We start from the raw sequence: 25996 nt of genomic DNA on the forward strand, positions 1-25996 counted from the left end.
GACAACAAAATAATTGCAATTGAGTTATTTGTTTTCGTTTTCTAAATTCATGTGCATTTTTATCAGATGCTCTTCCATATCAAACGAGACACTAAAGCCTAATGACTTCGCCAGGTTAGCCATGTTGCGATTTTCAAACATGGTGAAGCCGGTTAAGTATAAGGTATTGTTGTTTTTATAATAAGTGATGAGCTTTTCAAGCAGTAGTTTACCCAGTCCAATCCCTTGATAATCGCTTCTGACGGCCATTGCAAACTCCGCTTCTGTATTGTCAGGATCGATAGAGGCCCGCACAGCACCTAATGTTAACTCTTCACCATTTGCAGTTTTGGTTGTGGCAATAAAGGCCATTTCCCGTGCATAGTCAATTTGTGTCAGTACGGCCATTTCTTCATGGGTCATGCGAGAGCGCACACCAAAATAACGTTTATACCTGTCTTCATCGCTAAGGGCGTTATCAAATTCCAAATGTTTAGGTTCATCCTCTGGCAAAATCGGGCGCAGCATAACCGTTAAACCATTTTTTAATGTGGCAACCTGCTCGAGTTCTTTGGGATAAGGCATGATGGCTAGGCGGCCGATATTGTCTTGAGGTGTGCTGTGAAGGCGCATATTTACATCGAGCAAGGTGATTTTCTCACCGGCGGCTAAAACAGGATTGATATCGATTTCGGCAATTTCAGGGCAGTCGATAATAAGATGAGATATTTGTGTCAGCATGAGACACAAGGCGTTCATATCTAGGCCTAGTGGTAAGTGCCTATCACGTAATTTATTGGTTTTAAGTGCCTGAATAACCATATACCGAGCTAACGCCATATTCAGTGGCGGCAAGGCAACGGCGGCATCCCGTGTGGGGTCCCATTCAGAGCCGCCTTCGCCTAAACAAATGGCTGGCCCAAATACTGCGTCATTAATCACAGACACCCGGATTTCTTGCGCTCCGGCGGTTAAGGCCATTTTTTGAATAATTAACCCATCAATTTTGGCATTAGGGTTGATTTGATGAACTCTATCGATAATCGAGTGAGCAGCATGGCTAACATCTTCGTCGGAAGTTAAATTTAATACCACGCCATGCACGTCAGACTTATAGAGTAAATCTGGTGATTGCACCTTTAAGGCCACCGGATAGCCAGCTTTACTGGCCACATTAACAGCTTCGTCTACATTGCTGACAAACCAGGTATCAATGGTATTTAAGCCATAGGCTTTTAAAATATCTACAGCTTGATGGGTTTCTACCACGGTTTGACCACGATCAATTGCTTGCTGTAAAAGCGACTTGGCCACATTACGATCGGCGGGAATATTATCTGGTATCGACAGCGGCACTTCTTGAAGTAGTTTTTGGTTGCGACGGTATTCCACCATGTGCATAAAGGCGCGCACAGCGCCCTCTGGCGTTCGGTAAGTTGGAATACCGGCTTTGGTAAAGCGTTTGCGCCCCAGATAAGCGGAGTCTTCGCCACTCCAGTTGGTTAAAATATTCAACTTATGCCGATTCGGGTTTTTATGGATGGTTTCAATAAGGCTTGTGGCAATTTCGACGCTTTCAGACAATATAGAAGGCGAGTGCAGCACTAAAATTGTGTCAGCATCGTTGCTGTTCATTAATATATCGAGGGTTTTGGCATAGCGCTGATGATCGGCATCACCAATCATGTCGATAGGGTTTTGCTTTGACCAGGTGTCGGGTAAAACCGTGTTGAGTTGGTTTATGGTGTGCTCTGATAATTGCGCTAACTTACCCCCTTTAATAATCAGCTCATCTGCAGCAAGTACAGCAGGGCCACCACCATTACTCATGATGACTAATCGTTCGCCTTTAAGGCTTGTCGAATGGGCTAAGCTTTCAACTGCGGCAAAGAGCTCAATTAAGTCGTTTACCCTTAACATACCTGCTCGGCGAAATGCGGCTTCATATACTGCATCGTTACCACCTATGCCGCCGGTATGGATCATGGCAGCTCTAACACCTTCATGGCTGCGCCCAGATTTAATCACGAAGATAGGTTTGTTGCGCGAGGCGGCGCGGGCAGCGGACAAAAAATGACGTTTTTCATTGATTGAATCAATGTAGAGCATGATTGCGCTGGTTTTACTGTCGCGACCTAAATAATCAAGTAATTCGTCAAAGTCGATATCGGTTGCATCACCTAGTGAGATAAATGATGAAAAACCAATGCCTTTATTGTTTGCCCAGTCTAATACTGTGGTGCAAATTGCTGCAGATTGCGACACAAAGGCTATTTTGCCTGAAATGGCCCCCGCATGCGCTAAACTGGCATTTAAGCCAATAGGCGGTAATATCATTCCAAGACTATTTGGGCCAAGTATTCGCATGCCGTAACGTTTGGCATATTGTTTGGTTAAATCCAAAAGATTATGGCCATTTTCATCCGTTTTTAATGCAAGTCCTGAGGCCATAATAATGGCGACTTTACAGCCAAATTGGGCGAGCCTCTCCACAATGCTTGGCACTTTTTGCGCATTGGTACATATAATGGCTAAGTCTGGCTTTATCGGTAATGATTCAATATTGGGGTAGGCCAGTACTCCCATCACCGCAGTATATTTTGGGGTGACAGGCATAATCGGGCCTGAAAAACCACTCGATAATAGGTTTTTCATAATGCCTTTACCGGCACGTTTATCACCATTTGACGCACCAATCACAGCAACTGAAGTGGGTTTAAATAATGAGTGAATGCTGCGTTGGCTCATGTTGGCGTCCTTTGGTTTCAACCGATAATCATCAGGTTATCATATTCTCAATATAATGATGAAGTTGCACTATTTATTATGCGCTCAATGTGTTCCAAGTTTGTATCAGCGCTCTTACGTTAACGTTGCATTTCTCGCGCGGATAAAAAAGGGGCCTTGTGAATAAGGCCCCTTTGATTGTCTATTGATGTGAAATTAGTATTGATTTGAACCTTGCTGTGACGCTTCACCCTGGGGGGTTGGCGCTTGTGAGTAAATACCAATAATTCGTGCCAATAAAGCCTTTGAGTCTTCGATGGCAATATACAAGCAAGGAATTAAACACAGGGTTACCACAGTCGCAAATAGCACTCCAAAGGCTAATGACACGGCCATCGGGATCACCATTTGGGCCTGCATGCTGGTTTCAGACATAATTGGCACTAAACCAATAAAGGTGGTCAATGAGGTTAGCATAATCGCCCTAAAGCGTTTACAACCTGCATTTAGTACTGCTAAACGCATCGGCACGCCAGCTTTTCGTGAATTATTGACATAATCGACCATCACTAGCGAGTCGTTAACCACCACACCAGCGGCAGCGATAATGCCAAACATTGACAAGGCACTTAAGTCGATACCCAATATGATGTGCCCCATGACAGAGCCTATCACGCCAAATGGGATAACCGACATAATCATCACTGGTTGAATGTAGGAGCGAAGGGGGACAGCAAGTAAGCTGTATATCACCAATAAGGATAAAATAAAGTCACGCATTTGAGTGTTCGCACTGTCTAGCTGCTCTTGAATATTGCCCGACACTTCACTGCGAACTTGTGGGTATTTTATCAATAGTTCTGGAATGAAATTATCGCGAATGTCTTTAGCTAGCTTAAAGGGCTCAGCTTGATCTGCATCAACAGAAGCCCAAACGTTAATAGTACGGCTGCCATTTTCACGGCGGATACTGTTAACGCCTTGCACGACTTTAATGTCGGCAACCTCTGATAACGGTAATTCAGCCCCTTGCGGTGTTTTGATTAACACATCTTGCACTAATGCAATCGAGTTTCGCTGTTCTTCAGGGTAGCGCAGCATGACTTTGATTTCTTCACCGTTACGGATAATTCGCTGAGCTTCTAGGCCATAAAAACTATTACCTACTTGCGATGCAATATTAGCTAAGGTTAACCCAAGTACATTCGCTAAAGGTTTTAGCTGGAACTGTACTTCTTTGGCACTAGATTGACGGCTATCATTAACATCACTCACGCCCTTTAAGCCATTGAGTTTTTCTTTTAATGCTAATGACGCTGCAACCAGTTGCGTTTCATCATTACCTTCTAGCCTAAAGCTAATATCACCATCTTCACGGCCGCCACCCATTAAACTGTCTTGAATGGTAAATGATTTAACGCCGGGGATCTGTGGCATGGCTTGGCGCCATAACTCCGCTAAAGCAAAGGTGTCCATAGGACGCAATTGAGGATCAACAAGCTTGGTCATAACCTCAGCGCTGGTTTGGCTTCGAAGGTCAACCTGCATATCCGATATCATGCGTTGGCCATATTCATCTTCAACTTTTTTGTCAACGTTATAGAGCGTTTCTTCAATTGCAAGTGCCGTCGCTAGAGTGGCTTTTTCAGATGCATCAACGTTCATTTCAATTTTGATGCGTGGAAAGTCGTGTGGGATTTTGGGCTGGCCAATAAAGCGCACTAATCCGCCACCATAAAGACCGGCGCACACTAAAATTAAGCTGATGAACAGCATAATGACGCCATAGCGGTATTTAATGGCTATTTCTAGTGAAGGGCGATAAATATTGTCAATGTATTTGCTTAAATTGCGATCGACGCTACCTTGGATCATGTTAACGCCATTACGTAGCCAGTCCAGCGGGTTTTTAGACCCTGGCTTAACGACCTTAGGCTTTTTCATGTGGGCTAAATGCGCTGGCAAAATAAGTTTTGATTCAACCAGTGAAAAGAGTAAACATAAAATCACCACATAACCAATCGCTTGGCCAAAGGCAGAAGAGGGGCCATCGTCCATCGTGATAGGTAAAAATGCTGCAATGGTGGTTAACACCCCAAAGGTGGCTGGCATGGCGACTTTTTGAACGCCGCGGATCACACTTTCAACGCTATGACCGTGTTCTTCTGATTCGCTGTGGGCGCTTTCACCCATCACAATCGCATCATCGACGACAATACCCAGTACCAAAATAAATGCAAATAAGCTGATCACGTTAATGGTGACATCGATAAAGGCCATTGGCATAAATAATAGGGTACCTAAAAAGCATACAGGTAAGCCCATCATCACCCAAAACGCTAAGCGTACACGCAAAAACAGGGCAAGCATTAAAAAGACCAACACCGCACCGCTTTTCATACTGTCAAGCATCAACTGTAATCGGCCATCAAGGTAGTAGGTCATGTCTACCCAGGGTTCGAGTTTTACGCCGTGGGGTAACGCTTTTTGTTTTTTCTCTACATAAGTCTTAATTGTGGCAGCAACATCAGTAATACTTTGATTTTTTGCTGCACCAATAAAGAAGGTTACTGAATTTTTGCCATTAAATTTTGAGTATTGAATACCTTCTTCAAAGCCGTCATTGACGACGGCAATATCGCCTAATGATAACTGTGTGCCATCATCTAACGTTAATAATGGCAAATCTTCAAACTCGTACCCAACATATGCTTGATTTTGCACACGCAGGTTAATGTAGCCGTTTTCGGCTTTAATTTGCCCAGCAGACATATTACGTGAATAGCCTTGCACGGCTTGTGCGACATCGTTAAAGGTTAGGCCAAATTCTCGGAGTTTATCTTTACTGACTTCGATGCTGATTTCATAGCCTAATCCGCCGTAATATTCTGAAATATTCACATTAGGCAATTGCATTATTTCGTTATGAATTTTATCGCCTAAATCTTTTAGTTGGCGCTCGGACATGTCACCATACAAGCTTAAGTACATGACTTCTTGACGAAATTTAATTCGTTCAACTTTTGGCGGTTCCATATCGGCAGGGAAGGTTGAAATTGAATCGATTTCTGATTTGATTTCATCAAGTACCACAAGTGGGTCATAAGACTCTTCAACTTGAAAATAGCCCTGAGCCATATTGCGATTTGAATAGGTTATCACGCGTTTCAAGCCTTGAACGCTTTCAAGTGCCTGTTCAATTTTAATCGTGATGCCTTCTTCCACTTCTTGTGGCGCCGTGCCTGGATAAACGGCGCTAAATTCTATCCAGTTGATTTCAACTTCAGGAAAGAATTGTTTTCTAATGGTGCTGGCGGTTAATAATCCACCTATCAAAATAATGAACATCAGCAAGTTTGCCGCAACACTGTTACGAGCAAACCAGGCGATGAGTCCTTTGTGAGTATCAGCCATGATTGTTATTCACCTTCCATCGCAAGTTCAGTGTCATCTTTTTCTGCTTGTGGTTCTTTTTGCAAAATGCGGTCTTCAGGAAGGGCGACTTTCATGCCATCAACAGGGTAGTCAAGTGCAGAGGTTATCAGTTGCATGCCTGATGCTAAACCCTCAGATATCACCACATTAGCGCCTTCTTGGCGGATAACTTTAACCGGTTTGTAACGTAGGGTTTTATCTTGGTCCATAATTGCTACCGCACCATTCACAATAAGGTGGCGTGGCACAACAGCAACATTGCCAGCGTGGGAACCTTCAATGGTGGCGGTCACATAAGTACCATAACGTAATTCATTTTTGCCCGTCGTTAGACCGTAAGGATCATCAATTTCTGCGACCAGATAAGTCATCCGACTTTTACTGTCAACAACGCCTTCGCTGCGAACGATTTTACCTGTCCAAAGCTGTTTACTGCCGGCAAAATTACCTGATAAATTGACCGTCGCATTGACCCCCTTGTTGACCAAATATTGCATTTCTTTGTCAGCTATGGGTAAACGAACTTCGGCTTTGTCGGTATTTAATACTTTACCAATCGGGCTACCTTTGCTCACAAATGAGCCCAGGCCTATGTCTCGTCCTTCGATTAATGCATCATAAGGGGCTCTAATGATTGTTCGTTCTAAGTCGCGTTTTGCTCTATTGAGGCTTGCTTCAGCGCTTTTTAATTTTGCCAGCTCTTGGGCTAATTGCGGTTTACGTAGACTTAAGTCTGTTGGCTGCCTGTTGGTGATGTCTGCCCATTCGCGAATAGCAACTTCGGCATTGGCTCGTTCTTGAACCAGTGAGGCTTGTGACGACGCAATACTGGCTTGTGCATCCAGTAAGCTAGATTGGTAGTCGCTCGGGTCGATTTTGGCTAAAACTTCGCCTTTTTTAACAAAGCCACCTTTGACGAAGTTGGGGTCTAAGTAAATAATTTCACCGCCCACTTGAGCAATGATTTCGGTCATGTATTTTGCGTTAACCACACCATAAGAGCTGACTTCAAATGTCATTGGTTGATAGTTAATCTCTTGAACAGACACCAGTGGCGTTGTGTCAACCTCAGGTTTTTCTTCTGGTGGTTTTTTTAATGCAGAAAGCCCAACAAGCCCAACAATGCCTATGCCTAGTACAATAATGGGTAATATAATTTGTTTTTTAGTCGCCACAATGCTTCCTTTTAAATGATTTATGTTTGCAACGTTATGTTTAGCCGTTGGCAATTAATCTATTTTTCTACTGTATATGTTAATCGATATGTTTCGACTATGTTGTGTCAATGTGTAAACTTGTGTTTCAGAGGGCGGGGGTTTTGGCATCAAAATGGCCTTTTAATTCTGAATTTATAAGCGTTTGATTTGAGCAAAAATAGGAATAACAGCATGCAGATACCAAATACACCGCGTTTAACATTGTCATTAATGACGCTTGATGACGGCGAGTTTATGTTCGAGTTAGACCAAGACGAGAGGGTGATGCACTTCTTAAACGGTGGGGTAAAAACGACTCAACAGCAAATTGATACTGTGATGCTGCCAAGATTGGCACAATACTTAAATCCCACTAAAGGCTGGGGATTATGGAAAGTGGATGCACTTGCGTGTCCGCAAAACGACGAACATCAGTTAAGCGGTCAGTATTTAGGTTGGATTTTAGTAAGACCTATGTATTTTTTTACTCAACCTCAATGGCACAATATTGAATTAGGCTGGCGATTTAAATATGACAGCTGGGGTAAAGGATATGCGACAGAAGCTGCACATGCAGTGATGCAGGCAATCAGTCAATTAGATGAGGTGACCCACATTAGTGCTGTAGCTGTTGAGCAAAACGTCGCTTCAATTGCCATTATGAAAAAACTCGGAATGACTTTTCAACACAAGAGTATTCACCGCGATCCCTTGGGCGATACCGAAGCGGTTTTTTATCAAAAATCGGTATTGTGATACGCCCATTAAAAAGAGCAGCCGTGGCTGCTCTTTTTGTATGATGTACTCTAGGTCAGTTGATATTAACTTATTGGTTTTAAGTCGAGTTAACTTCGATTGAGCTTAACCCCATGACGTCGAAAGAGAATCACTATTCATTTAGTCATTCGTCTTGTTTAAGCCCTTTTAAATTCTCGCAAAGAGCTCACTTGCTAACGCGCAATGGTTTACCATTTGCTAAAAACAACCTTGAAACATCAACAATTACAAAATCAATGGTTTATGACTTTTTTGCGTCCAAGTAACGTTCCGCATCGAGTGCTGCCATACAACCTGTACCTGCAGAAGTGATCGCTTGGCGATAATGTTGATCCATGACATCACCACAAGCATAAACGCCTTCGATGCTGGTTTGGGTTGCATTGCCTTGTAAACCACTATTAACTTTTAAGTAACCGTGGGTCATTTCTAACTGGCCAGCAAAAATACTTGTATTAGGGCTATGACCAATAGCAACAAACACACCCGCCACTTCTAGTTCTGTTACCGAACCATCTTTGGTGCTTTTCTTTTTAAGACCCGTTACACCCATATCGTTACCTGTCACTTCTTCAAGTGTTTGGTCTAGATGTAAAATGATGTTGCCGTTAGCCACTTTGTCCATTAGGCGGTCGATCAGAATTTTTTCTGAACGGAAACTGTCACGACGGTGAATTAAGTGGACTTCAGAGGCAATGTTGCTTAAGTAAAGTGCTTCTTCAACAGCAGTGTTACCGCCGCCAATCACAGCAACTTTCTGGTTACGATAGAAGAAACCGTCACAGGTTGCACAAGCAGACACACCGCGGCCCATGAAGGCTTCTTCAGATGGCAGGCCTAGGTATTTAGCCGATGCACCAGTGGCAATGATTAATGCATCACAGGTAAATTCGCCATTGTCACCTTTCAAACGGAAAGGACGTTCAGTTAAGGTAACTTCATTGATGTGGTCGAAAATAATTTCAGTATCAAACTTTTCAGCATGTTTTTGCATGCGTTCCATTAACGCTGGGCCAGTTAAGTCTTCAGCATCGCCTGGCCAGTTTTCAACTTCAGTCGTCGTGGTTAATTGACCACCTTGCTGCATCCCTGTGATCATTACAGGTTTTAAATTAGCACGTGCAGCATAAACTGCAGCAGTATAGCCGGCAGGGCCAGAACCTAAAATTAGTAGGTTAACGTGACGAGCTTCACTCATGATTTTGTTCTCCGATAACATGCCTTAAGCAATTTGCTTGGGATTGTATGGAATTTATATCGGCGGGTAAAGGGAAGTTAACGGTAGGAAATCGATTGCGCTAATCTATTGTGTAAATATTCCGTTTCAAGTGAACAAAAGCTGAACATAAATACACTTGAAACGGATATTGGCTGATTAATATACCAAATGACATGAAGGTAGATTATTTTTTTCTAAATAATTTTGGTGATATTCCTCAGCAATGTGAAATGTTTGTATCGGGACAATTTCAGTCACAATATGACGTTGCCCCCATTTACCACTGCGGGCTAATGCCAGTTTAGAGGTTTCTGCTAATGCTTTTTGCTCTTTATCATGAAAGAAGATAGTACTGCGATACTGAGTACCAATATCACCACCTTGCATGTTGAGCATGGTTGGGTTGTGGTTTTTCCAAAAAGCATCCAGTAAATCGTTATAACTGACGATTTCAGGGTCATATTCAACTTGTACGACTTCTGCGTGACCTGTTGTGCCTGTTTTTACTTCTTTGTATGTTGTTGCACTGTCTTTACCACCCATGTAGCCACAAGTCGCGTTAATGACGCCGTTAATTTCACGGAAAAAATACTCAACACCCCAAAAACAACCTGCACCAAATGTTGCTAACGCCATGACAAACCCTTAAAACAATTATAGAAGTCTAGATGGCTGTGATTGTGTTCAATATTCGCCATTTTTGCAAGCAAACTTTTATTAATAATAAATCTAACTTATACAAACAATAAAATACGCTATGGCTATGATAGAATCCGCGACAAATAGGCTATGACACTGACGTGCCTAACCGTGAGTTGAGTGTTTGTGCCATATAATAATGAGACAAGGAGTTGAATGTGTTATCAGACCTGATGTTAAATCATGATTTTTTAGCCTATACCTTAGCTAATCCTCATAAATTGCCAGCAACATACGACTTTATGCTAGCCGATCATACCCGTGTAGATATTTGGGATACCGGTGTAATCGTATTCACCCCAGCCAATGCCTCTAAAGATATTGTGTTGTCTTGTGCCGTACATGGTAATGAAACTGCGCCAATAGAAATTTGTAATCAACTGATTAAAGATTTATTAAGCCAGCGCATTGTCGCAAAGCAAAGAGTGCTTTTTTTAATCGGCAACCCTGCTGCTATAATCAATCAAACCCGCTTTATTGACGAGAACATGAATCGTTTATTCAGTGGTGCACATTCAAAAGGCGAGGGCTTAACCCACCCTGAACGTCATCGCGCCAAAGCGCTGGAAAAATATGTCGCAGACTTCTTTACTGCCAACAGTGACCGTCAGCGCATTCATTATGATTTACACACAGCGATCAGAGCATCTAAACACGAAAAATTTGCTATTTATCCTTACCGCCCAGGCCGTGCTTACAGCAGTGAACAAATCATGTTTTTGGCCGAATGTGGTGTTGATACACTACTTTTTCACCATGAACCGACCACGACATTTAGTTATTACTCGTCAGAGCAGTTTCAAGCCGATGCTTTTACCGTTGAACTGGGCAAAGTGATGCCTTTTGGCCAAAATGACATGAGCCGTTTTAGTCAAACTCATACTATGCTTGAAAAACTCATTACACACACTAACCTACCAGTGATTGAGTTTGATTCGAGTAAAGTGAACTTATATAAGGTTTCTCGCTCAATAAATAAACATTTTGATGATTTTGCATTTAGTTTTGCTAGTGACGCTGAAAACTTCAGTTCTTTTAAGCAAGGTGAGGTATTGGCCACAGAAGGCGGACAGCAAATTGTGGTAGAACATTCACAAGAGGCTATTGTATTTCCCAATGCCAATGTCCCTATTGGCCAACGTACAGTGCTTTGCCTAGTGCCTGCACCGAACGAGTCAATTGTATAGTCGTAAAGCAATATATACATGTTAATCGTGAGTAAAATGCATTTACAGTGAGAGTAAGTATTGATAGGTAGTTTACGTTAACGTAATGTTTACTCGCATAGTATCAATAGAGCCATGTTTATGTTGAACATGGCTCAACAATAATAAGAGCATAATATGAGCAACGCACCACTGACAAATGAAACAGTGCACCGTGTCAGCTTCTTAGACAAAGCGTCATTGCACATCCCCATTTTGCGTATTTTGCAAGCAGACGGCACCACGTACGAAAACGCAGTATTGCCTGTTATCGACAAGACTTTAGCTGAAAAAATATTCGATACTTGTGTTTTTACACGTGTATTAGACGAGCGTATGTTGGGTGCGCAGCGTCAAGGACGTATTAGTTTTTACATGACCTGTACAGGTGAAGAAGCCTCTATTGTGGGCAGTACAGCAGCCCTGGACAAAGACGACGTCATTTTAGCTCAATACCGTGAACATGCCTCATTGCGTTATCGCGGTTTTAGTACTGAACAATTTATGAACCAGATGTTCAGTAATGAAAAAGATTTAGGTAAAGGACGGCAAATGCCGATCCACTACGGCAGTCGTGAACTTAATTACCAAACTATTTCGTCACCCTTGGCAACGCAAATCCCGCAAGCGACAGGCGTAGCTTACGGTATGAAGTTACAAGGTAAACGTAATGTTGCCATTTGTTATTTTGGTGAAGGTGCTGCGTCAGAAGGTGACTTCCACGCAGGTTTAAACATGGCTGCGGTATTAAAAGCACCAGTGATTTTCTTTTGCCGTAATAATGGTTATGCCATTTCTACGCCCACCGAAGAGCAGTTTGCTGGTAATGGTATTGCCAGTCGTGGTGTGGGTTATGGTATGCATACAATTCGTGTTGACGGTAACGATATGCTGGCGGTACTTGCTGCAACACAACAAGCCCGCGCACATGCAATAGAACATAATATGCCTGTATTAATTGAAGCCATGACATACCGGTTAGGCGCTCACTCGTCATCAGATGATCCGTCGGGTTACCGTTCAAAAGAAGAAGAAGCCAAATGGCAACAGCATGACCCCGTTAAACGGTTTAAGTTGTGGATGATCAATAAAGGCTGGACCAGTGAAGCCGATGAAGCCAAGCTTTATGAACGCTACCGAGAAGAAGTATTAGCAGCAGTTAAAGTCGCTGAAAAACTGCCTATACCAAAGCTAGACGAAATCATCGAAGATGTGTTTGATAAACCGACGCCTGCACTTAAAAAGCAGCTTACTGAGTTGAAAGAACACATTAATAAGTATCCAAAAGCCTATCCTAAAAGCGCAGGGAGACTCTAATCGTGGCTCAAATGAATATGTTACACGCCATCAACGAGGCGTTATCAATAGCCATGAAAGCTGATGAGCGCATGGTAATTTTTGGTGAAGATGTAGGCCATTTTGGTGGTGTGTTCCGTGCAACCTCTGGCTTACAAGAACAATTTGGTCGAGATCGTTGTTTTAATACTCCACTAACTGAACAGGGGATTGCTGGTTTTGCTAACGGTTTAGCATCTTATGGCATGACCGCCGTTGCCGAGATCCAGTTTGCTGACTATATATTTCCGGCTTTTGATCAAATCGTTAACGAATCGGCCAAGTTCCGCTACCGCAGCGGTAATCAGTTTGATGTTGGCGGGTTAACCTTCCGCACACCTTATGGAGGTGGCATTGCGGGCGGACACTATCATTCACAATCTCCGGAAGCTTATTTTACCCAAACGCCTGGACTAAAAGTGGTGGTGCCGCGAAATCCTGAGCAAGCTAAAGGCTTATTACTTGCTGCCATTCGTGATCCTAATCCGGTGATTTTCTTTGAACCTAAGCGCTTGTATCGTGCTTCAGTAGGTGAAGTACCAGCAGGTGACTACCAAATTGAATTGGGTAAAGCGCAAGTGGTTAAACAAGGCCGCGATATTACCGTGCTGGCCTGGGGCGCACAGATGGAGATTGTTGAAAAAGCCTGTGAGCGTGCTGAAAAAGAAGGTATCTCGTGTGAAATTATTGACCTACGTACGCTAGCACCTTGGGATGTAGACACAGTAGCTAAATCAGTCACTAAAACCGGTCGTTTATTAATTAACCACGAAGCGCCGCTAACCGGAGGCTTTGCTGGCGAAATTGCTGCAACTATACAACAAGAGTGTTTCTTATCGCTTGAGTCGCCAATCAGCCGTGTGTGTGGTTTAGATACGCCATATCCGCTAATTCACGAAAAAGAATACATGCCTGATGAATTAAAAACCTTTGAAGCCATCAAGGCTTCTGTAGCGTTTTAGGAGTAAGATATGATTAAAGATTTTATTTTACCCGACATCGGCGAAGGTGTGGTGGAATGCGAATTAGTGGATTGGTTAGTTAGTGAAGGCGATATTGTCACTGAAGATCAGCCCATTGCTGATGTGATGACAGATAAAGCCCTAGTACAAATTCCTGCGCCACATGCAGGTAAAATCACCAAGCTTTATTATGCTAAAGGTGACATTGCCATTGTACATCAACCGCTTTATGCCGTTGAACTTGAAGGTGACAACAGCGATGTATCGCCATCACCAACGGCAGAAGTGACACCAGTAGTAGAAGCCAAGCCCGAGGTTTCCCCGAGGGTGAACCATTCAAATATCGAAGACTTTTTACTGCCAGACATTGGTGAAGGGATTGTTGAGTGTGAACTGGTTGATTGGCTCGTTGAAGAAGGCGATATGGTGGTCGAAGATCAGCCCATTGCCGATGTGATGACCGACAAAGCCTTAGTGCAAATACCCGCGATGAAAGCCGGTAAAATTGTTAAATTGCATTATCGTAAAGGTCAACTTGCTAAAGTCCATTCGCCTTTGTTCGCAATTGAAGTGGAAGCCGAAGATACGCCAATGACCGCAGCGCCGCAGCAAGCAGTACAACAAACGGTAACTGAAAGTGCAATTGTGACAGGTGAGCCAGTTGCGCAAGGCAAAGCACTTGCTAGCCCCGCAGTACGTCGTATGGCACGCTCGCTTGATATTAATATCGCACTGGTTGCTGGCAGTGGTAAAAATGGCCGTGTTTACAAAGAAGATATTGAACGCCATCAACGAGCTGTTGCTAACCCTGCGGTTGCAGCATCGACAAACACCGCTCACGTTTCTGCATCAGCACAGCCTACCAGTACAGAAGTGGCGACGATTAGCCCATCTGGTGCTGATCGCGTTGAACCCATTAAAGGCGTGAAAGCGGTAATGGCTAAGATGATGGTGGAGTCGGTATCGACTATTCCGCATTTTACCTACAGTGAAGAGTTTGATTTAACCGAATTGGTCGCCCTTCGCGAGAGCATGAAACAACGTTACTCAAGTGAAGAAGTCAAACTCACCATGATGCCATTCTTTATGAAGGCCATGTCGCTCGCCATGAATGAGTTTCCAATACTCAATAGCCAAGTTAATGCCGATTGTACCGAGCTCACTTACAAATCACGTCACAATATTGGTATGGCGGTTGATTCTAAAGTTGGCTTATTAGTACCCAATGTTAAAGATGTGCAAAATAAGTCTATTTTAGCTATTGCAGCTGATATTACACGTTTAACAGCCGCGGCTCGAAGTGGGCGAGTATCACCAGCAGATTTAAAAGACGGCACGATATCAATCTCTAATATTGGTGCGTTAGGTGGCACAGTTGCAACACCTATTATTAACAAACCTGAAGTGGCTATTGTGGCATTAGGTAAGTTACAGGTGTTGCCGCGTTTTAATGCAGCAGGTGAGGTTGAAGCGCGAAAAATTATGCAAGTGAGCTGGTCTGGCGATCACCGCGTGATTGATGGCGGCACGATTGCCCGGTTCTGCAATTTGTGGAAACACTACCTTGAACAACCACAAGAAATGCTATTAACCATGCGTTAAGTTGTAATCAATGGACACGAGAATATCGTGATGTGGTAAGCCAAAAGGACGCATAATGCGTCCTTTTGTTTTGAACCAGTATTTCGTATAATCTGCTAATTACGTTAATCGATTGGAACCTGTATGAGTCTGTCGGCACCTAAAATTGAAACTATTGAGTATCCGTTTCCAGCCAAACCTGCCGTGTTGTCTGACGCTGAAAAAGCACAATATAAAGCACGAATTAAGCAATTGTTGATCGACCAAGATGCGGTGTTAGTTGCCCATTATTATACCGATCCTGAAATTCAAGCTTTAGCAGAAGAGACGGGCGGCTGTGTGTCTGACTCGCTCGAAATGGCGCGTTTTGGCCGTGATCATCCAGCTAAAAAACTGATTGTTGCTGGGGTAAAATTTATGGGCGAAACGGCCAAAATTTTAAGCCCAGAAAAAACCATTTTAATGCCAACTCTCGAGGCAACCTGCTCATTGGATTTAGGTTGTCCTATCGAAGAATTCACGGCCTTTTGTGATGCTCATCCTGATCATACGGTAGTGGTTTATGCCAATACCTCAGCGGCAGTAAAAGCCCGTGCAGATTGGGTTGTAACCTCAAGTATTGCCCTAGAAATTGTAGAACACCTAGACAGCCAAGATAAAAAAATTATTTGGGCACCAGACCGTCATCTTGGCTCATACATTAACAAGCAAACTGGCGCAGACATGTTACTGTGGCAGGGCGAATGTATTGTGCATGACGAGTTTCAGGCTAAAGCCTTACGTGAGCTTAAAAAACAGCATCTTGGTGCGGCAATATTAGTTCACCCAGAATCGCCTGCCAGCGTAGTTGAACTTGCAGATGCTGTTGGCTCAACCAGCCAGTTAATTAAAGCTGCGCAAACCATGGCAAATGATACGTTTATTGTGGCGACCGATCGCGGTATTTTCTACAAAATGCAACAGGCAGCACCAGACAAAACACTACTTGAAGCCCCAACAGGCGGGAACGGCGCAACCTGTAAAAGCTGTGCTCACTGTCCATGGATGGCCATGAACGGTTTGCAAGCCATTGAGCAGTCGCTGTTAAGCAGTGATAAAAGCAACCACGAAATTTTTGTCGATGATGAACTGCGTGTTAAAGCATTAATTCCACTGACACGGATGCTTGATTTTGCCAAAGGCCTAAACATGAAAGTGAAGGGCAATGCTTAATCAGCATTAAGCCGTGTTAATATAAAACAGCCGACATCAAGTCGGCTTTTTTATGCCTAATATCCGCATTAGAATGCGCTCTTTTAGCGAAAGTGATCAGTGAGGTAATCAAGGCAGCCTTTTGAGGGCGCACTAAGTTATAGTGCACTATGCTAAGAAAGGCTAACAAAGCAGGCCACGCTGATACATTCGCCCTTCGCAGTCGCGTCACAAACCCCATTACGGCTTCAAATTACGTTGATGTAGATGACTACAATTGCAGTCATGTTCATTGTACTAGGCCTAATGATGCAGCCAAAAATCGATCACATTCTAATAAGGATTGGTATAAGAGTTTAAGGGGGGGTATGGTGATTGACTGTAATTAACAAAAAGCCCCGCATAAATGCGAGGCTTTTGTCTAAATCCAGCTAATTACTTAGCGTTCATTAACGCAACTGTGTTGTCTAGCATGCGGTTACTGAAACCCCATTCGTTGTCATACCATGCCATTACTTTTACTAAACGGCCTTTAACACGTGTTTGTGTCGCATCAAAGTTAGATGAGAACGGGTTATGGTTAAAGTCGATAGACACTAACGGTTCTTCATTAATCGCTAATACTTGATTGAGCGGTGATGTTTTAGCTGCATCTGCAACGATTTGGTTAATTTCTTCAACCGTGGTGTCGCGTGATGCTAAGAAGGTTAGGTCAACTAACGATACGTTTACAGTAGGAACACGTACTGCTAAGCCGTCAAACTTACCTTGTAACTCAGGAACCACTAAACCTACCGCAGCAGCAGCGCCGGTTTGCGTTGGGATCATTGACATTGCAGCTGCACGAGCACGGCGTAAATCAGTGTGGTATACGTCTGATAAACGTTGGTCATTAGTATAAGCATGGATTGTTGTCATTAAACCTGACTCAATACCCACAGCATCACTTAATGGTTTAGCGACAGGAGCTAAACAGTTTGTGGTACACGATGCATTTGAAATCACCGTCATGTCAGCAGTAAGCACGTCTTGGTTAACACCATAAACTACGGTTGCATCAACGTTTTTACCAGGTGCAGAAATAATCACTTTTTTTGCACCTGCATCTAGGTGTGGTTGCACTGCGACTTTTGATGTGAAAATACCAGTACATTCATAAACAACATCAACGTTTAATTCTGCCCAAGGTAACTTTGATGGATCACGTTCTTGGAAAGTTAAAATTTTGTCGCCATTCACATAGATAGCTTCATCATCGTGATCAACTTTTGCATTAAAGCGACCATGTACTGAATCGTACTTAGTTAAATGTGCGTTGATTGATGCGTCACCTAAATCGTTTACTGCTACGATTTGAATTGGGTAATCTTTTTCGCTTTCATAAAGTGCGCGTAGAACATTTCTTCCGATACGGCCATAGCCGTTAATAGCAACACGGATAGTCATCTCATATCCCTCAAGTGATAAAATAATTTGGTGGCATGTCAATCGCCTAGTTGTAAAATTACCAAATTAACCGTAATGGTCAAGTTAAATCACCTGAAATTGGCAAAATAGTCGGATAATTTTGTATTTTTTTTACATTTAGCACGTTTTGAAGATAATTTAAGCACAGTTTTGTAAGTTGGCATATTGTCGCTGCATACGGATAAGTGGTTTATTTAACCATAATTCGACTTTATTTAAGTCGCATTTCACTGGTGCTATTGGCAAATTGCCCACTTAGCACCGCAGCGATGAGCTCAGCGGCTTGGATATCTAATGATTGAGCCAGTGCTTTATTGCCGTTAATCATTGCAAGCAGTTGCGGTTCATCAACATGGCTTTCTGTCATCATTAAATAAGCTCTTGTTAGCAAGTATTCTTTCTCAAAATCCTGTTGTTGTTTGTATATCGACGCTAACGCTAAAAACCAGTCTGGATTAATTAACGAGGCTTGGCTTGTGGCCAGTAATGATAAATACAAAGCCTTGGCATCATTTGGAGCGTATCTAACATAGTGGGCAGCGAGTTGACTCATTATTTCTTGATCTTGTAATTGGCCTTGTTGGTATGCTTGCTCAACGATATTCAGTCCGGCCTGATCATTAAATCGTATCCACCGATAATAAGCCAAATACAGATCATTATTGTCTTGGGTAAAAGCTTGTAATTCAGCGAGTGTTTGCGTGCTGACCGCAAATGCTCGTTCCCGATCTCGAGTTCGTTCAGTATTCAGTTTGTGCTGAACACCTGCAGCAAGTTCAATACACTTGCTGTAGTTTTCAAGGTGAATTAACTGTTGATACAGCTCTTTTCCGCTAGGCGTTGTGGTTTGCTTTAATAGGTAACGATGGCGAATAAGGTCACCTTTTTCAAAACGACACCAACTATCTTTGTGTAAATCTGCACAAAGTTCAGGATTATTTTTACAAATTAAGTCGCTATTACGGTCATTATCGCAGCCAAAAAGGCCAAATAATGCACCAATAATTGTAAATGATGTAATTAATACAAAATTTCGATTCAAAACTGTCTCCGTGAGCTAAATTGTCTAATAAAATTACATATTTACAGAAAATTTGTTACTGGCGAAACGACGTGTATTTCATTACAATGTCGCCGACCAAGAGGGCATCGCCCATACAATAAACTTAATTATTGGTCTTTTCTTTTTGTTACTCAAACCTTTCTGTTAAAAAACTGGAAAAGTGAGATAAAGGATCCCTACATGAGCGCAGATAAACATTTACAAAGCTGGCAAGAACGTTTCGAAATGGCTGAAGCAATGCAACCATTGCTCGGTAAGTTGTATCGTAACCAAGGCGTAGAAGTAGTGGTATATGGTAAACCATTACTCAATGCATCAACCATCGAAATTATTAAGTCACACCGTTTAGTACGTCGTCATGTTGGTGAAAAATTACGCCTACGCGAAAGTTTCCCATTTGTTGAAGCACTAAGCAAATTAGCTGTTAAACATTGTAAAGTGGATATCGGTAAACTTGCGATAAATTACTGGCGTGACAACAAGGACGCAAGCGGAATAGAAGCCTACATGGCTAATGAGTTGGCACCCGCACTTAATCATGGTGACGATACACCGGCAAAAGATGTTGTGCTTTATGGGTTTGGCCGTATTGGGCGTTTGCTTGCACGTTTACTTATAGAACGTACAGGTAAAAGCAATAAAATGTGTTTACGTGCCATCGTACTTCGCGGTGGTAAAAAAGGCGATTTAGAAAAGCGTGCAAGTCTATTACGCCGCGATTCAGTGCATGGGCCATTTAATGGCTCAGTTGAAGTCGATGAAGAAAACAATGCCATTATTGCAAACGGTACCTATATTCAGGTTATTTATGCTAACTCGCCCGACGAGGTCGATTACACTAAGTATGGCATCAATAATGCGTTAATTGTTGATAATACAGGTATTTGGAAAGATGAAGCCGGATTAGGTTTGCATCTTAAAAGCCCAGGTGCCAGCAAAGTATTATTAACCGCCCCTGCCAAAGGTGCGATTAAGAATGTTGTGTATGGTGTAAATGAAAACGACATTCTAGATGAAGACATGATTGTCTCTGCTGCAAGTTGTACGACCAATGCCATTACCCCCGTTTTGAAAGCGGTAAACGATAAGTACGGCATTGAAAATGGCCATGTTGAAACCATCCATTCGTATACAAATGATCAAAACTTAATTGATAATTATCACAGTGCAGACCGTCGCGGCCGAAGTGCACCTTTAAATATGGTGATAACTGAAACTGGTGCAGCTAAAGCAGTGGCTAAAGCACTACCTGTCTTAGCGGGTAAATTAACCGGTAATGCGATACGTGTGCCTACGCCTAATGTGTCGATGGCAATTATTAGTGTTAACTTACACTCAGAAACCAATCGTGACGAATTAAACGAATACCTAAAAGATGTGGCGCTACAGTCTAGCTTACAAAATCAAATCGACTTTACTGAGTCGACTGAGATTGTATCAAGTGATCTCGTGGGATCACGTTATGCTGGTGTGGTAGATTCACAAGCCACCATCGCGGAAGGTAAGCGCGCGATTTTGTATGTGTGGTACGACAATGAGTTTGGTTATAGTTGTCAGGTTGTAGGTGTCATGCAAAAAATGCTGGGCTTAACCACACTATCATTGCCAAACCTTTAAGCGAGCAGAGCGGCGTTAATACCGGGTAATGATTTGATGTTTGAAAGCACTTCATCTGAAGTGCTTTTTTATTTTCAATCTGAATGTCTAATAGCTATTTGCATGAATAAGCGATTTTATTAACGCGCAATGATACAGGTAGGCTAAAGGCCCAATAACCAGCTCAATTGTGCTGATTGATTGTATAACATTGCCAAATAAGCATCACACTGACGATTATTGCATCAAACAGTCATTTTGTTGCAATAATCCTGTTTTTATTGATTGACTATCCAGATCAAATCGGTAGAATGCCATTCCGCAGTCAGGAGAAACAAACCAGATTGCAAAGAAATGCAAGATTGTAGATTGAAACGCGACATTAGCTCAGTTGGTAGAGCGATACCTTGCCAAGGTATAGGTCATCGGTTCGAACCCGATATGTCGCTCCAATTTCTTATCTCTTCCGATGGATTTGATTTTGGTAAAGCATGGCGCGATGGCAGAATGGCTATGCTGCGGATTGCAAATCCGTCGATCTCGGTTCGACTCCGGGTCGCGCCTCCACGAATTGAGTTTAATGGTTACTTTATGTAACGGTTAACACAACACTTTGCCCGAGTGGTGGAATCGGTAGACACAAGGGATTTAAAATCCCTCGCTGAATAAGCGTGCCGGTTCAAGTCCGGCCTCGGGTACCATTATTTATAGTAAGAAATTACATACGTAAGTATGGTGCAAAAAAGCCTCGACATCAGTCGGGGCTTTTTTGCATCTGCCAGTTGAGTTTTAACGTTAAAGGGTAAAGGGTAAAGGTTAAAGATTAAAGTAAAATCCCTTGCACTCAGGTTAACATTAGGCGTGCCATTCTTTGCTACCAAGAATAGTCTGGCCTTGGGTACCATTATTTATGATCAGAATTTATATGAATAAGTATGGTGCAAAAAAGCCTCGACATCAGTCGGGGCTTTTTTGCATCTGCCAGTTGAGTTCTAACGTTAAAGGGTAAAGGTTAAAGTAAAATCCCTTGCACTCAGGTTAACATTAGGCGTGCCATTCTTTGCTACCAAGAATAGTCTGGCCTTGGGTACCATTATTTATGCTCAGAATTTATATGCATAAGTATGGTGTAACAACGCCCGACCTGAGTCTGGGCTTTATATATCTGCTAGTTGAGAGTTTGTTTAATAGGCAAAGATTTAATACCAATTCCAGCAATTATCTGGTCATTTAGCGGGAATTCTGTGTCTTCTAGTCAAGTAATAGGATTGTAGGCATAGTTGCTCTCGACAACTGCTCCTGCGCTGTTCAACCTCCTGCGTCCATGCAGTCGTAAGTCAAAATGCTATTAAGCAGTATAGAAGGCACAGAAACCCGCCTTGTAGGAGACACTCATACTTTCCATTTCTTTGTTGCATCGCCTTAAAAGGGAATAACCATTCTTTCAACAATGCGCCTCAAACTGAAAAGTCTGAGTGGCTCTGATTGGTCACATAATTAATGGAAATGGTATAACTGTGTTGTTTACGTATTTTGATAAAAAAACCAGTAGCACAGGCTACTGGTTTTTTATGGTTAATCCACGACTGTTAGCGCGAGAAAGTCGACTTAGCCTAAAGCTGCTGTGGCAGATTTCTTCTGGATTAATTCGATTTTATATCCATCAGGATCTTCTACAAAGGCGATTTCTGTGGTGCCGCCTGCAACAGGGCCTGGCGCGCGCGTCACTTTTCCACCCGCTTTTGCAATCGCTTCGCAACGCGCATAGATGTCTTCCTCACCAATGGCTAAATGGCCAAAACCATTACCTAAGTCATAACTGTCTACACCCCAGTTATACGTTAACTCGATAACCGCTTGGCCTGTGGTTTCTTCACCAAATCCCACAAAGGCAAGGGTATATTTATATTCAGCATTTTCAGATTTACGCAGTAATTTCATTCCCATTATGTCGGTATAAAAAGCAATGCTGCGGTCTAAATCCCCAACGCGGATCATAGTGTGAAGTAGTTGCGACATGATGTTCTCTCTTATTTAAAATATATCTGACTGTATCAAGCTCAGATGACAATGAAAAGATCAGTACTCACTGATTTATTCAGTGATTGTTTAACTGTTGTTTTATTGGTTTTGATTAAATGAAAACCAAAAATTTTGCTTTGGCTCACATTTGTGGCGATTTATTTTGGGTTCATAAGCAAAAAGCGTTATTCTCCACCTATACCTACTTGGAGGCAAGAGAATGACAACAGAATTAAAAATGGCCTTGGGCACTACGCTTGTTATTGCAATTTGTTTTAGCGCTTTTTTTGTGGCGATGTATTAAATTGTCATTAAGTGGCTTAATGACAATTAACCTTTAATCTTTGCAGCAAATCCTAAAAAATAATCGATTTATGGTACGTTAATTGATGAGTTAACATATCATAAATGTGAAAAGGCCAGAGCATTGATCATGCTGTGGCCTTTTTTATTACGGCCATTTACACGGCTACCAACCTTTTTTGTGCTGATTGATTACCGCTATTGTTCAGGGTAGACCTTGTCTTTAAATTCGCACAGGTCTTCAATCATACAACTTCCACAACGAGGTTTACGTGCTAAACAAGTGTAACGGCCGTGTAAAATAAACCAATGATGCACATCAACTTTAAACTCGGCGGGCACGACTTTTAACATCTTTTGTTCAACTTGATCGACATTTTTGCCAGGGGCAAATTTTGTACGATTAGCCATCCGAAATATATGGGTATCGACAGCGATAGTAGGCCAACCAAAGGCGGTATTGAGGACCACATTTGCCGTTTTCCGTCCAACGCCGGGTAAGGCTTCTAATGCTTCACGATCTTCTGGAACTTCACCACCATGTAAATCAATTAGCATTTTACAGGCGTTAATGACATTAATGGCTTTGTTATTATATAAACCAATGGTTTTAATATAATGTTTGAGCCCATCCACTCCAAGGTCATAGATTGCCTGAGCCGTATTGGCTACTGGAAATAACTTGTCAGTGGCTTTATTCACGCTGACATCTGTGGCTTGAGCAGATAAGGTGACCGCCACCAATAACTCAAAAGGACTGGAAAAGTTCAATTCAGTTTCTGGTTTAGGGTTGTTATCTCGTAATCGCGTTAATATTTGAATACGTTTTTCTTTATTCATAATGATTGGTTAACTTACCTTAGTGATCCTTGCTCGCGTGACCGCTACAGACTCAGTTTTAGGTTGTCTGGCTTTGATTTTACTGTCGATCACATTTTTTAATGCTATCAACAATCCCATCGCAATAAATGCACCCGGTGGAAGCATAGCGAGCAAGAAGGGGGTGTCAACTTGCCAGACATGGATGGTTAAACTGCTGGCCCAATCACCTAACAATAAATCAGCACCGTCAAATAGAGTACCTTGACCTAGCAGTTCACGACTGGCACCTAGTACCACTAATACCGCGGTAAACCCTAGGCCCATCATTAAGCCATCAAAAGCAGAATGTGCTAACGAATTGCGCGATGCAAACGCTTCTGCGCGGCCAATGATGACGCAGTTTGTTACGATAAGAGGTAAAAATATTCCTAACGAAATATACAGGTTGTAAGCGTATGCGTTAATCAGTAATTGTACACAAGTCACTAACGCGGCAATGATCATCACAAATACAGGAATACGGATTTCTTTAGGGACATAATCTCTTACTAAAGACACTAAAATATTTGAGCCCATCAATACCAACAAGGTGGCAATTCCTAACCCTAACGCATTCGTTATGGTTGCGGTGACGGCTAATAATGGACATAACCCCAGTAATTGCACTAATCCTGGGTTATTTTTCCATAATCCTTGGTTCGCAATTTCGCGATAATTACTCATGGTTACCCTCACATTTCACATGACTTTGGTACAGTGCTTGACGATTTTGCTCAACAAAACTCAGTGCCTTGAAGATTGCGTTAACATAGGCCCGTGGTGTAATTGTGGCGCCAGTAAATTGATCAAATTGACCGCCGTCTTTTTTGACTTTCCACTCGTCGGCATTATGGCTAAATAACAAACCACTAAAATGAGTTACCCAGTCTGATTTACGCAATTCAATTTTGTCACCAAGGCCAGGGGTTTCTTGGTGTGATAACGTGCGAACCCCGAGCACTTTGCCTTCATTGTCTATACCAATAATCAGCTTAATTTCACCGCTATAACCATCGGGCGCTATCGCTTCAATGGCAATCGCAACGGGTTGCTGGTTTTTATAAGCTAAGTAAGCTGGCAATGCATTTTGGCTGCCAAGTAACTCAGGCGAATGCACCAAAATGCATTGTTCAAATAATGCATTATCATGCAAGGATGTTGGAATGACTTGAGTTAAGGTTTCTGTGAGTTGTTTTTGTTGTTGAATTGCGATGGTGTCGTGAGTCATCGAGTTAACAAGGGCCACTAAACCGGTGCAAGCTAGGGCAAACAAGCTTAATAGCAGCCCGTTTTTTATCATCGGATTATCATTTAGAGACATGGTTAATTTCCTGTGCGATGACCGTAACTGCGTGGACGAATGTAGTAATCGATAAATGGTGCGCACATGTTGGCAAGCAACACTGCAAATGCAACCGCATCAGGGTAACCACCAAACGTTCGGATCACGTAAATTAATACACCAATCATGGCACCAAAAATTAAACGCCCACGAGGACTGGTTGCCGCGGTCACTGGATCTGTTGCGATAAAAAATGCCGCCAACATGGTTCCACCACTAAATAGATGCATAATAGGGCTGACAAAGGTATCTGGGCTGATCAAAAATCCAAAGCTAGCACAGACAAATAAACTGGCAATAATCGCTCCGCTAATATGCCAACGGATCACTTTTAGCTTTAGCATGATGACACCACCGGCGAGGTAGGCCATATTTACCCAAAACCATCCTTCGGCTGCCATACCTGAAAATATCGGCTTGGACATACTTTCAGTGGTGGTTAACCCCATAGATAAATCAGTTTTAAGTGTATCTAGTGGCGTCGCCATTGTGGTGCCATCAATGCCCAAGCGAAAATGCTCAGCTAAATAAGGGGCATTGAGTTCAAATATGCTCTGCAAGCTACTTAAAACATCTGCCTGGTGAAGTGCAAGTGTTTGAGGTGCAACCCAAGAGGTCATTTGCACTGGAAATGAAATTAATAACAAGACATAAGCAGCCATAGCGGGATTAAATACGTTGTTACCTAAGCCGCCATATAGTTGCTTTACAATAACGATGGCAAACAGGGTACCAATAACAATTAACCACCAAGGTGCCAAGGGTGGGATAGCAACAGCAAGGAGTGCTGCCGTGACTAAGGCGCTGTTATCAGCCAATGTCGCTTTGATATTTTTGTGACGTAGCTTCATGACAGCAGCTTCTGCACAGTATGCAATGCTCACTGCTAATACTAATTGGATTAATGTACCAAAACCAAAATAATAGCTTTGCACTGCTAAGCCAGGGATCAAACACAGTGCAACCCGTTTCATCACGGTATTGGTGTGTAAATTTGTGCTCACATGCGGAGATGAGGCAATTTTAAATGCCATGA

Annotated in this window: 19 protein-coding genes and 3 tRNA genes; 10 read left to right on the forward strand and 12 right to left on the reverse strand. The window is 42.5% G+C overall.

The annotated features are described in order from the left end of the window. Nucleotides 1-24: 24 nt before the first annotated feature. The 3 genes from L2703_RS03705 to L2703_RS03715 all read right to left on the reverse strand — a co-directional run bounded on the left by L2703_RS03705 (nucleotide 25) and on the right by L2703_RS03715 (nucleotide 7316). A complete protein-coding gene (locus L2703_RS03705; RefSeq protein WP_248969796.1) occupies nucleotides 25-2727 on the reverse strand; it encodes a bifunctional acetate--CoA ligase family protein/GNAT family N-acetyltransferase in 2703 nt (900 codons plus the stop codon). Between the two features lie 195 nt (nucleotides 2728-2922). After that, complete coding sequence (locus L2703_RS03710) at nucleotides 2923-6120, reverse strand: efflux RND transporter permease subunit (protein ID WP_248969797.1); 3198 nt, start codon at nucleotides 6118-6120, stop codon at nucleotides 2923-2925. A 5-nt stretch (nucleotides 6121-6125) separates the two neighbouring features. Further along, nucleotides 6126-7316 (reverse strand): efflux RND transporter periplasmic adaptor subunit, encoded by a 1191-nt coding sequence (locus tag L2703_RS03715; RefSeq protein WP_248969798.1) that lies wholly within the window; start codon nucleotides 7314-7316, stop codon nucleotides 6126-6128. Between the two features lie 213 nt (nucleotides 7317-7529). Between L2703_RS03715 and L2703_RS03720 the strand changes: the two genes are divergently transcribed. Continuing rightward, a complete protein-coding gene (locus tag L2703_RS03720; protein WP_248969799.1) occupies nucleotides 7530-8093 on the forward strand; it encodes a GNAT family N-acetyltransferase in 564 nt (187 codons plus the stop codon). A gap of 262 nt (nucleotides 8094-8355) precedes the next feature. Here the strand turns inward: L2703_RS03720 and trxB are convergent, their stop codons facing one another. Together trxB and msrA are read right to left on the reverse strand one after the other, a co-directional pair. Beyond that, entirely contained in the window at nucleotides 8356-9312 is a 957-nt protein-coding gene (gene trxB / locus L2703_RS03725) for a thioredoxin-disulfide reductase (protein ID WP_248969800.1), read from the reverse strand. A gap of 177 nt (nucleotides 9313-9489) precedes the next feature. Beyond that, nucleotides 9490-9969 (reverse strand): peptide-methionine (S)-S-oxide reductase MsrA, encoded by a 480-nt coding sequence (msrA, locus tag L2703_RS03730; protein WP_248969801.1) that lies wholly within the window; start codon nucleotides 9967-9969, stop codon nucleotides 9490-9492. A 236-nt stretch (nucleotides 9970-10205) separates the two neighbouring features. On the opposite strand from msrA, the gene astE reads away from it, so the two are divergent. The 5 genes from astE (at nucleotide 10206) to nadA (ending at nucleotide 16327) form a co-directional block, all read left to right on the forward strand. Continuing rightward, nucleotides 10206-11219, forward strand: a complete 1014-nt coding sequence (gene astE, locus L2703_RS03735; protein WP_283107794.1) for a succinylglutamate desuccinylase — start codon at nucleotides 10206-10208, stop codon at nucleotides 11217-11219. Nucleotides 11220-11375: 156 nt separating this feature from the next. Then, nucleotides 11376-12554 carry a thiamine pyrophosphate-dependent dehydrogenase E1 component subunit alpha gene (locus tag L2703_RS03740; protein ID WP_248969803.1) on the forward strand — a complete coding sequence of 393 codons (1179 nt, stop codon included), beginning with the start codon at nucleotides 11376-11378 and terminating at the stop codon, nucleotides 12552-12554. Between the two features lie 2 nt (nucleotides 12555-12556). After that, nucleotides 12557-13534 (forward strand): alpha-ketoacid dehydrogenase subunit beta, encoded by a 978-nt coding sequence (locus tag L2703_RS03745; protein ID WP_248969804.1) that lies wholly within the window; start codon nucleotides 12557-12559, stop codon nucleotides 13532-13534. A 9-nt stretch (nucleotides 13535-13543) separates the two neighbouring features. Continuing rightward, nucleotides 13544-15136: a dihydrolipoyllysine-residue acetyltransferase gene (locus L2703_RS03750; protein WP_248969805.1), complete on the forward strand. Its 1593-nt coding sequence runs from the start codon at nucleotides 13544-13546 to the stop codon at nucleotides 15134-15136. Between the two features lie 123 nt (nucleotides 15137-15259). Beyond that, nucleotides 15260-16327 (forward strand): quinolinate synthase NadA, encoded by a 1068-nt coding sequence (gene nadA, locus L2703_RS03755; RefSeq protein ID WP_248969806.1) that lies wholly within the window; start codon nucleotides 15260-15262, stop codon nucleotides 16325-16327. A 414-nt stretch (nucleotides 16328-16741) separates the two neighbouring features. On the opposite strand, the gene gap is transcribed toward nadA, so the two are convergent. Together gap and L2703_RS03765 are read right to left on the reverse strand one after the other, a co-directional pair. Continuing rightward, complete coding sequence (gene gap / locus L2703_RS03760) at nucleotides 16742-17752, reverse strand: type I glyceraldehyde-3-phosphate dehydrogenase (RefSeq protein WP_248969807.1); 1011 nt, start codon at nucleotides 17750-17752, stop codon at nucleotides 16742-16744. A 232-nt stretch (nucleotides 17753-17984) separates the two neighbouring features. Then, complete coding sequence (locus L2703_RS03765; RefSeq protein WP_248969808.1) at nucleotides 17985-18815, reverse strand: DUF2989 domain-containing protein; 831 nt, start codon at nucleotides 18813-18815, stop codon at nucleotides 17985-17987. A gap of 201 nt (nucleotides 18816-19016) precedes the next feature. On the opposite strand from L2703_RS03765, the gene L2703_RS03770 reads away from it, so the two are divergent. The 4 genes from L2703_RS03770 to L2703_RS03785 all read left to right on the forward strand — a co-directional run bounded on the left by L2703_RS03770 (nucleotide 19017) and on the right by L2703_RS03785 (nucleotide 21133). Next, on the forward strand, nucleotides 19017-20453 hold the full coding sequence (locus tag L2703_RS03770) for a glyceraldehyde-3-phosphate dehydrogenase (protein ID WP_248969809.1): 1437 nt from the start codon (nucleotides 19017-19019) through the stop codon (nucleotides 20451-20453). A gap of 355 nt (nucleotides 20454-20808) precedes the next feature. Beyond that, nucleotides 20809-20884: transfer RNA gene (locus tag L2703_RS03775), tRNA-Gly, on the forward strand. A 41-nt stretch (nucleotides 20885-20925) separates the two neighbouring features. Then, nucleotides 20926-20999: transfer RNA gene (locus tag L2703_RS03780), tRNA-Cys, on the forward strand. Nucleotides 21000-21047: 48 nt separating this feature from the next. Beyond that, a tRNA-Leu gene (locus tag L2703_RS03785) sits at nucleotides 21048-21133 on the forward strand. Between the two features lie 907 nt (nucleotides 21134-22040). Here L2703_RS03785 and gloA read toward each other — a convergent pair. The 5 genes from gloA to rsxD form a co-directional block, all read right to left on the reverse strand. Continuing rightward, on the reverse strand, nucleotides 22041-22451 hold the full coding sequence (gene gloA / locus L2703_RS03790; protein ID WP_248969810.1) for a lactoylglutathione lyase: 411 nt from the start codon (nucleotides 22449-22451) through the stop codon (nucleotides 22041-22043). Nucleotides 22452-22955: 504 nt separating this feature from the next. Then, complete coding sequence (gene nth / locus L2703_RS03795) at nucleotides 22956-23597, reverse strand: endonuclease III (RefSeq protein WP_248969811.1); 642 nt, start codon at nucleotides 23595-23597, stop codon at nucleotides 22956-22958. Nucleotides 23598-23606: 9 nt separating this feature from the next. Then, nucleotides 23607-24302: an electron transport complex subunit E gene (locus L2703_RS03800; protein ID WP_248969812.1), complete on the reverse strand. Its 696-nt coding sequence runs from the start codon at nucleotides 24300-24302 to the stop codon at nucleotides 23607-23609. Then, the gene (rsxG, locus tag L2703_RS03805) at nucleotides 24295-24939 is read right to left on the reverse strand and encodes an electron transport complex subunit RsxG (RefSeq protein WP_487250749.1); all 645 of its coding nucleotides are present in this window, start codon (nucleotides 24937-24939) and stop codon (nucleotides 24295-24297) included. The genes L2703_RS03800 and rsxG overlap by 8 nt, the downstream gene beginning before the upstream one ends. Nucleotides 24940-24941: 2 nt before the next feature. After that, the gene (gene rsxD / locus L2703_RS03810; protein ID WP_248969813.1) at nucleotides 24942-25994 is read right to left on the reverse strand and encodes an electron transport complex subunit RsxD; all 1053 of its coding nucleotides are present in this window, start codon (nucleotides 25992-25994) and stop codon (nucleotides 24942-24944) included. Nucleotides 25995-25996 lie beyond the last annotated feature (2 nt).

The sequence above is a fragment of the Shewanella basaltis genome, assembly GCF_023283885.1.
Lineage (GTDB): Bacteria > Pseudomonadota > Gammaproteobacteria > Enterobacterales > Shewanellaceae > Shewanella > Shewanella basaltis.

Coding starts and splice junctions, on each gene's coding strand:
- astE (WP_283107794.1), top strand. CDS start 10,206: ATGTTAAATCATGATTTTTTAGCCTATACCTTAGCTAATCCTCATAAA.
- L2703_RS03740 (WP_248969803.1), top strand. CDS start 11,376: ATGAGCAACGCACCACTGACAAATGAAACAGTGCACCGTGTCAGCTTC.
- msrA (WP_248969801.1), bottom strand. CDS start 9,969: ATGGCGTTAGCAACATTTGGTGCAGGTTGTTTTTGGGGTGTTGAGTAT.
- rsxD (WP_248969813.1), bottom strand. CDS start 25,994: ATGGCATTTAAAATTGCCTCATCTCCGCATGTGAGCACAAATTTACAC.
- L2703_RS03750 (WP_248969805.1), top strand. CDS start 13,544: ATGATTAAAGATTTTATTTTACCCGACATCGGCGAAGGTGTGGTGGAA.
- L2703_RS03705 (WP_248969796.1), bottom strand. CDS start 2,727: ATGAGCCAACGCAGCATTCACTCATTATTTAAACCCACTTCAGTTGCT.
- nth (WP_248969811.1), bottom strand. CDS start 23,597: ATGAATAAAGAAAAACGTATTCAAATATTAACGCGATTACGAGATAAC.
- nadA (WP_248969806.1), top strand. CDS start 15,260: ATGAGTCTGTCGGCACCTAAAATTGAAACTATTGAGTATCCGTTTCCA.
- L2703_RS03770 (WP_248969809.1), top strand. CDS start 19,017: ATGAGCGCAGATAAACATTTACAAAGCTGGCAAGAACGTTTCGAAATG.
- trxB (WP_248969800.1), bottom strand. CDS start 9,312: ATGAGTGAAGCTCGTCACGTTAACCTACTAATTTTAGGTTCTGGCCCT.
- L2703_RS03710 (WP_248969797.1), bottom strand. CDS start 6,120: ATGGCTGATACTCACAAAGGACTCATCGCCTGGTTTGCTCGTAACAGT.
- rsxG (WP_487250749.1), bottom strand. CDS start 24,939: ATGTCTCTAAATGATAATCCGATGATAAAAAACGGGCTGCTATTAAGC.
- gap (WP_248969807.1), bottom strand. CDS start 17,752: ATGACTATCCGTGTTGCTATTAACGGCTATGGCCGTATCGGAAGAAAT.
- L2703_RS03800 (WP_248969812.1), bottom strand. CDS start 24,302: ATGAGTAATTATCGCGAAATTGCGAACCAAGGATTATGGAAAAATAAC.
- gloA (WP_248969810.1), bottom strand. CDS start 22,451: ATGTCGCAACTACTTCACACTATGATCCGCGTTGGGGATTTAGACCGC.
- L2703_RS03720 (WP_248969799.1), top strand. CDS start 7,530: ATGCAGATACCAAATACACCGCGTTTAACATTGTCATTAATGACGCTT.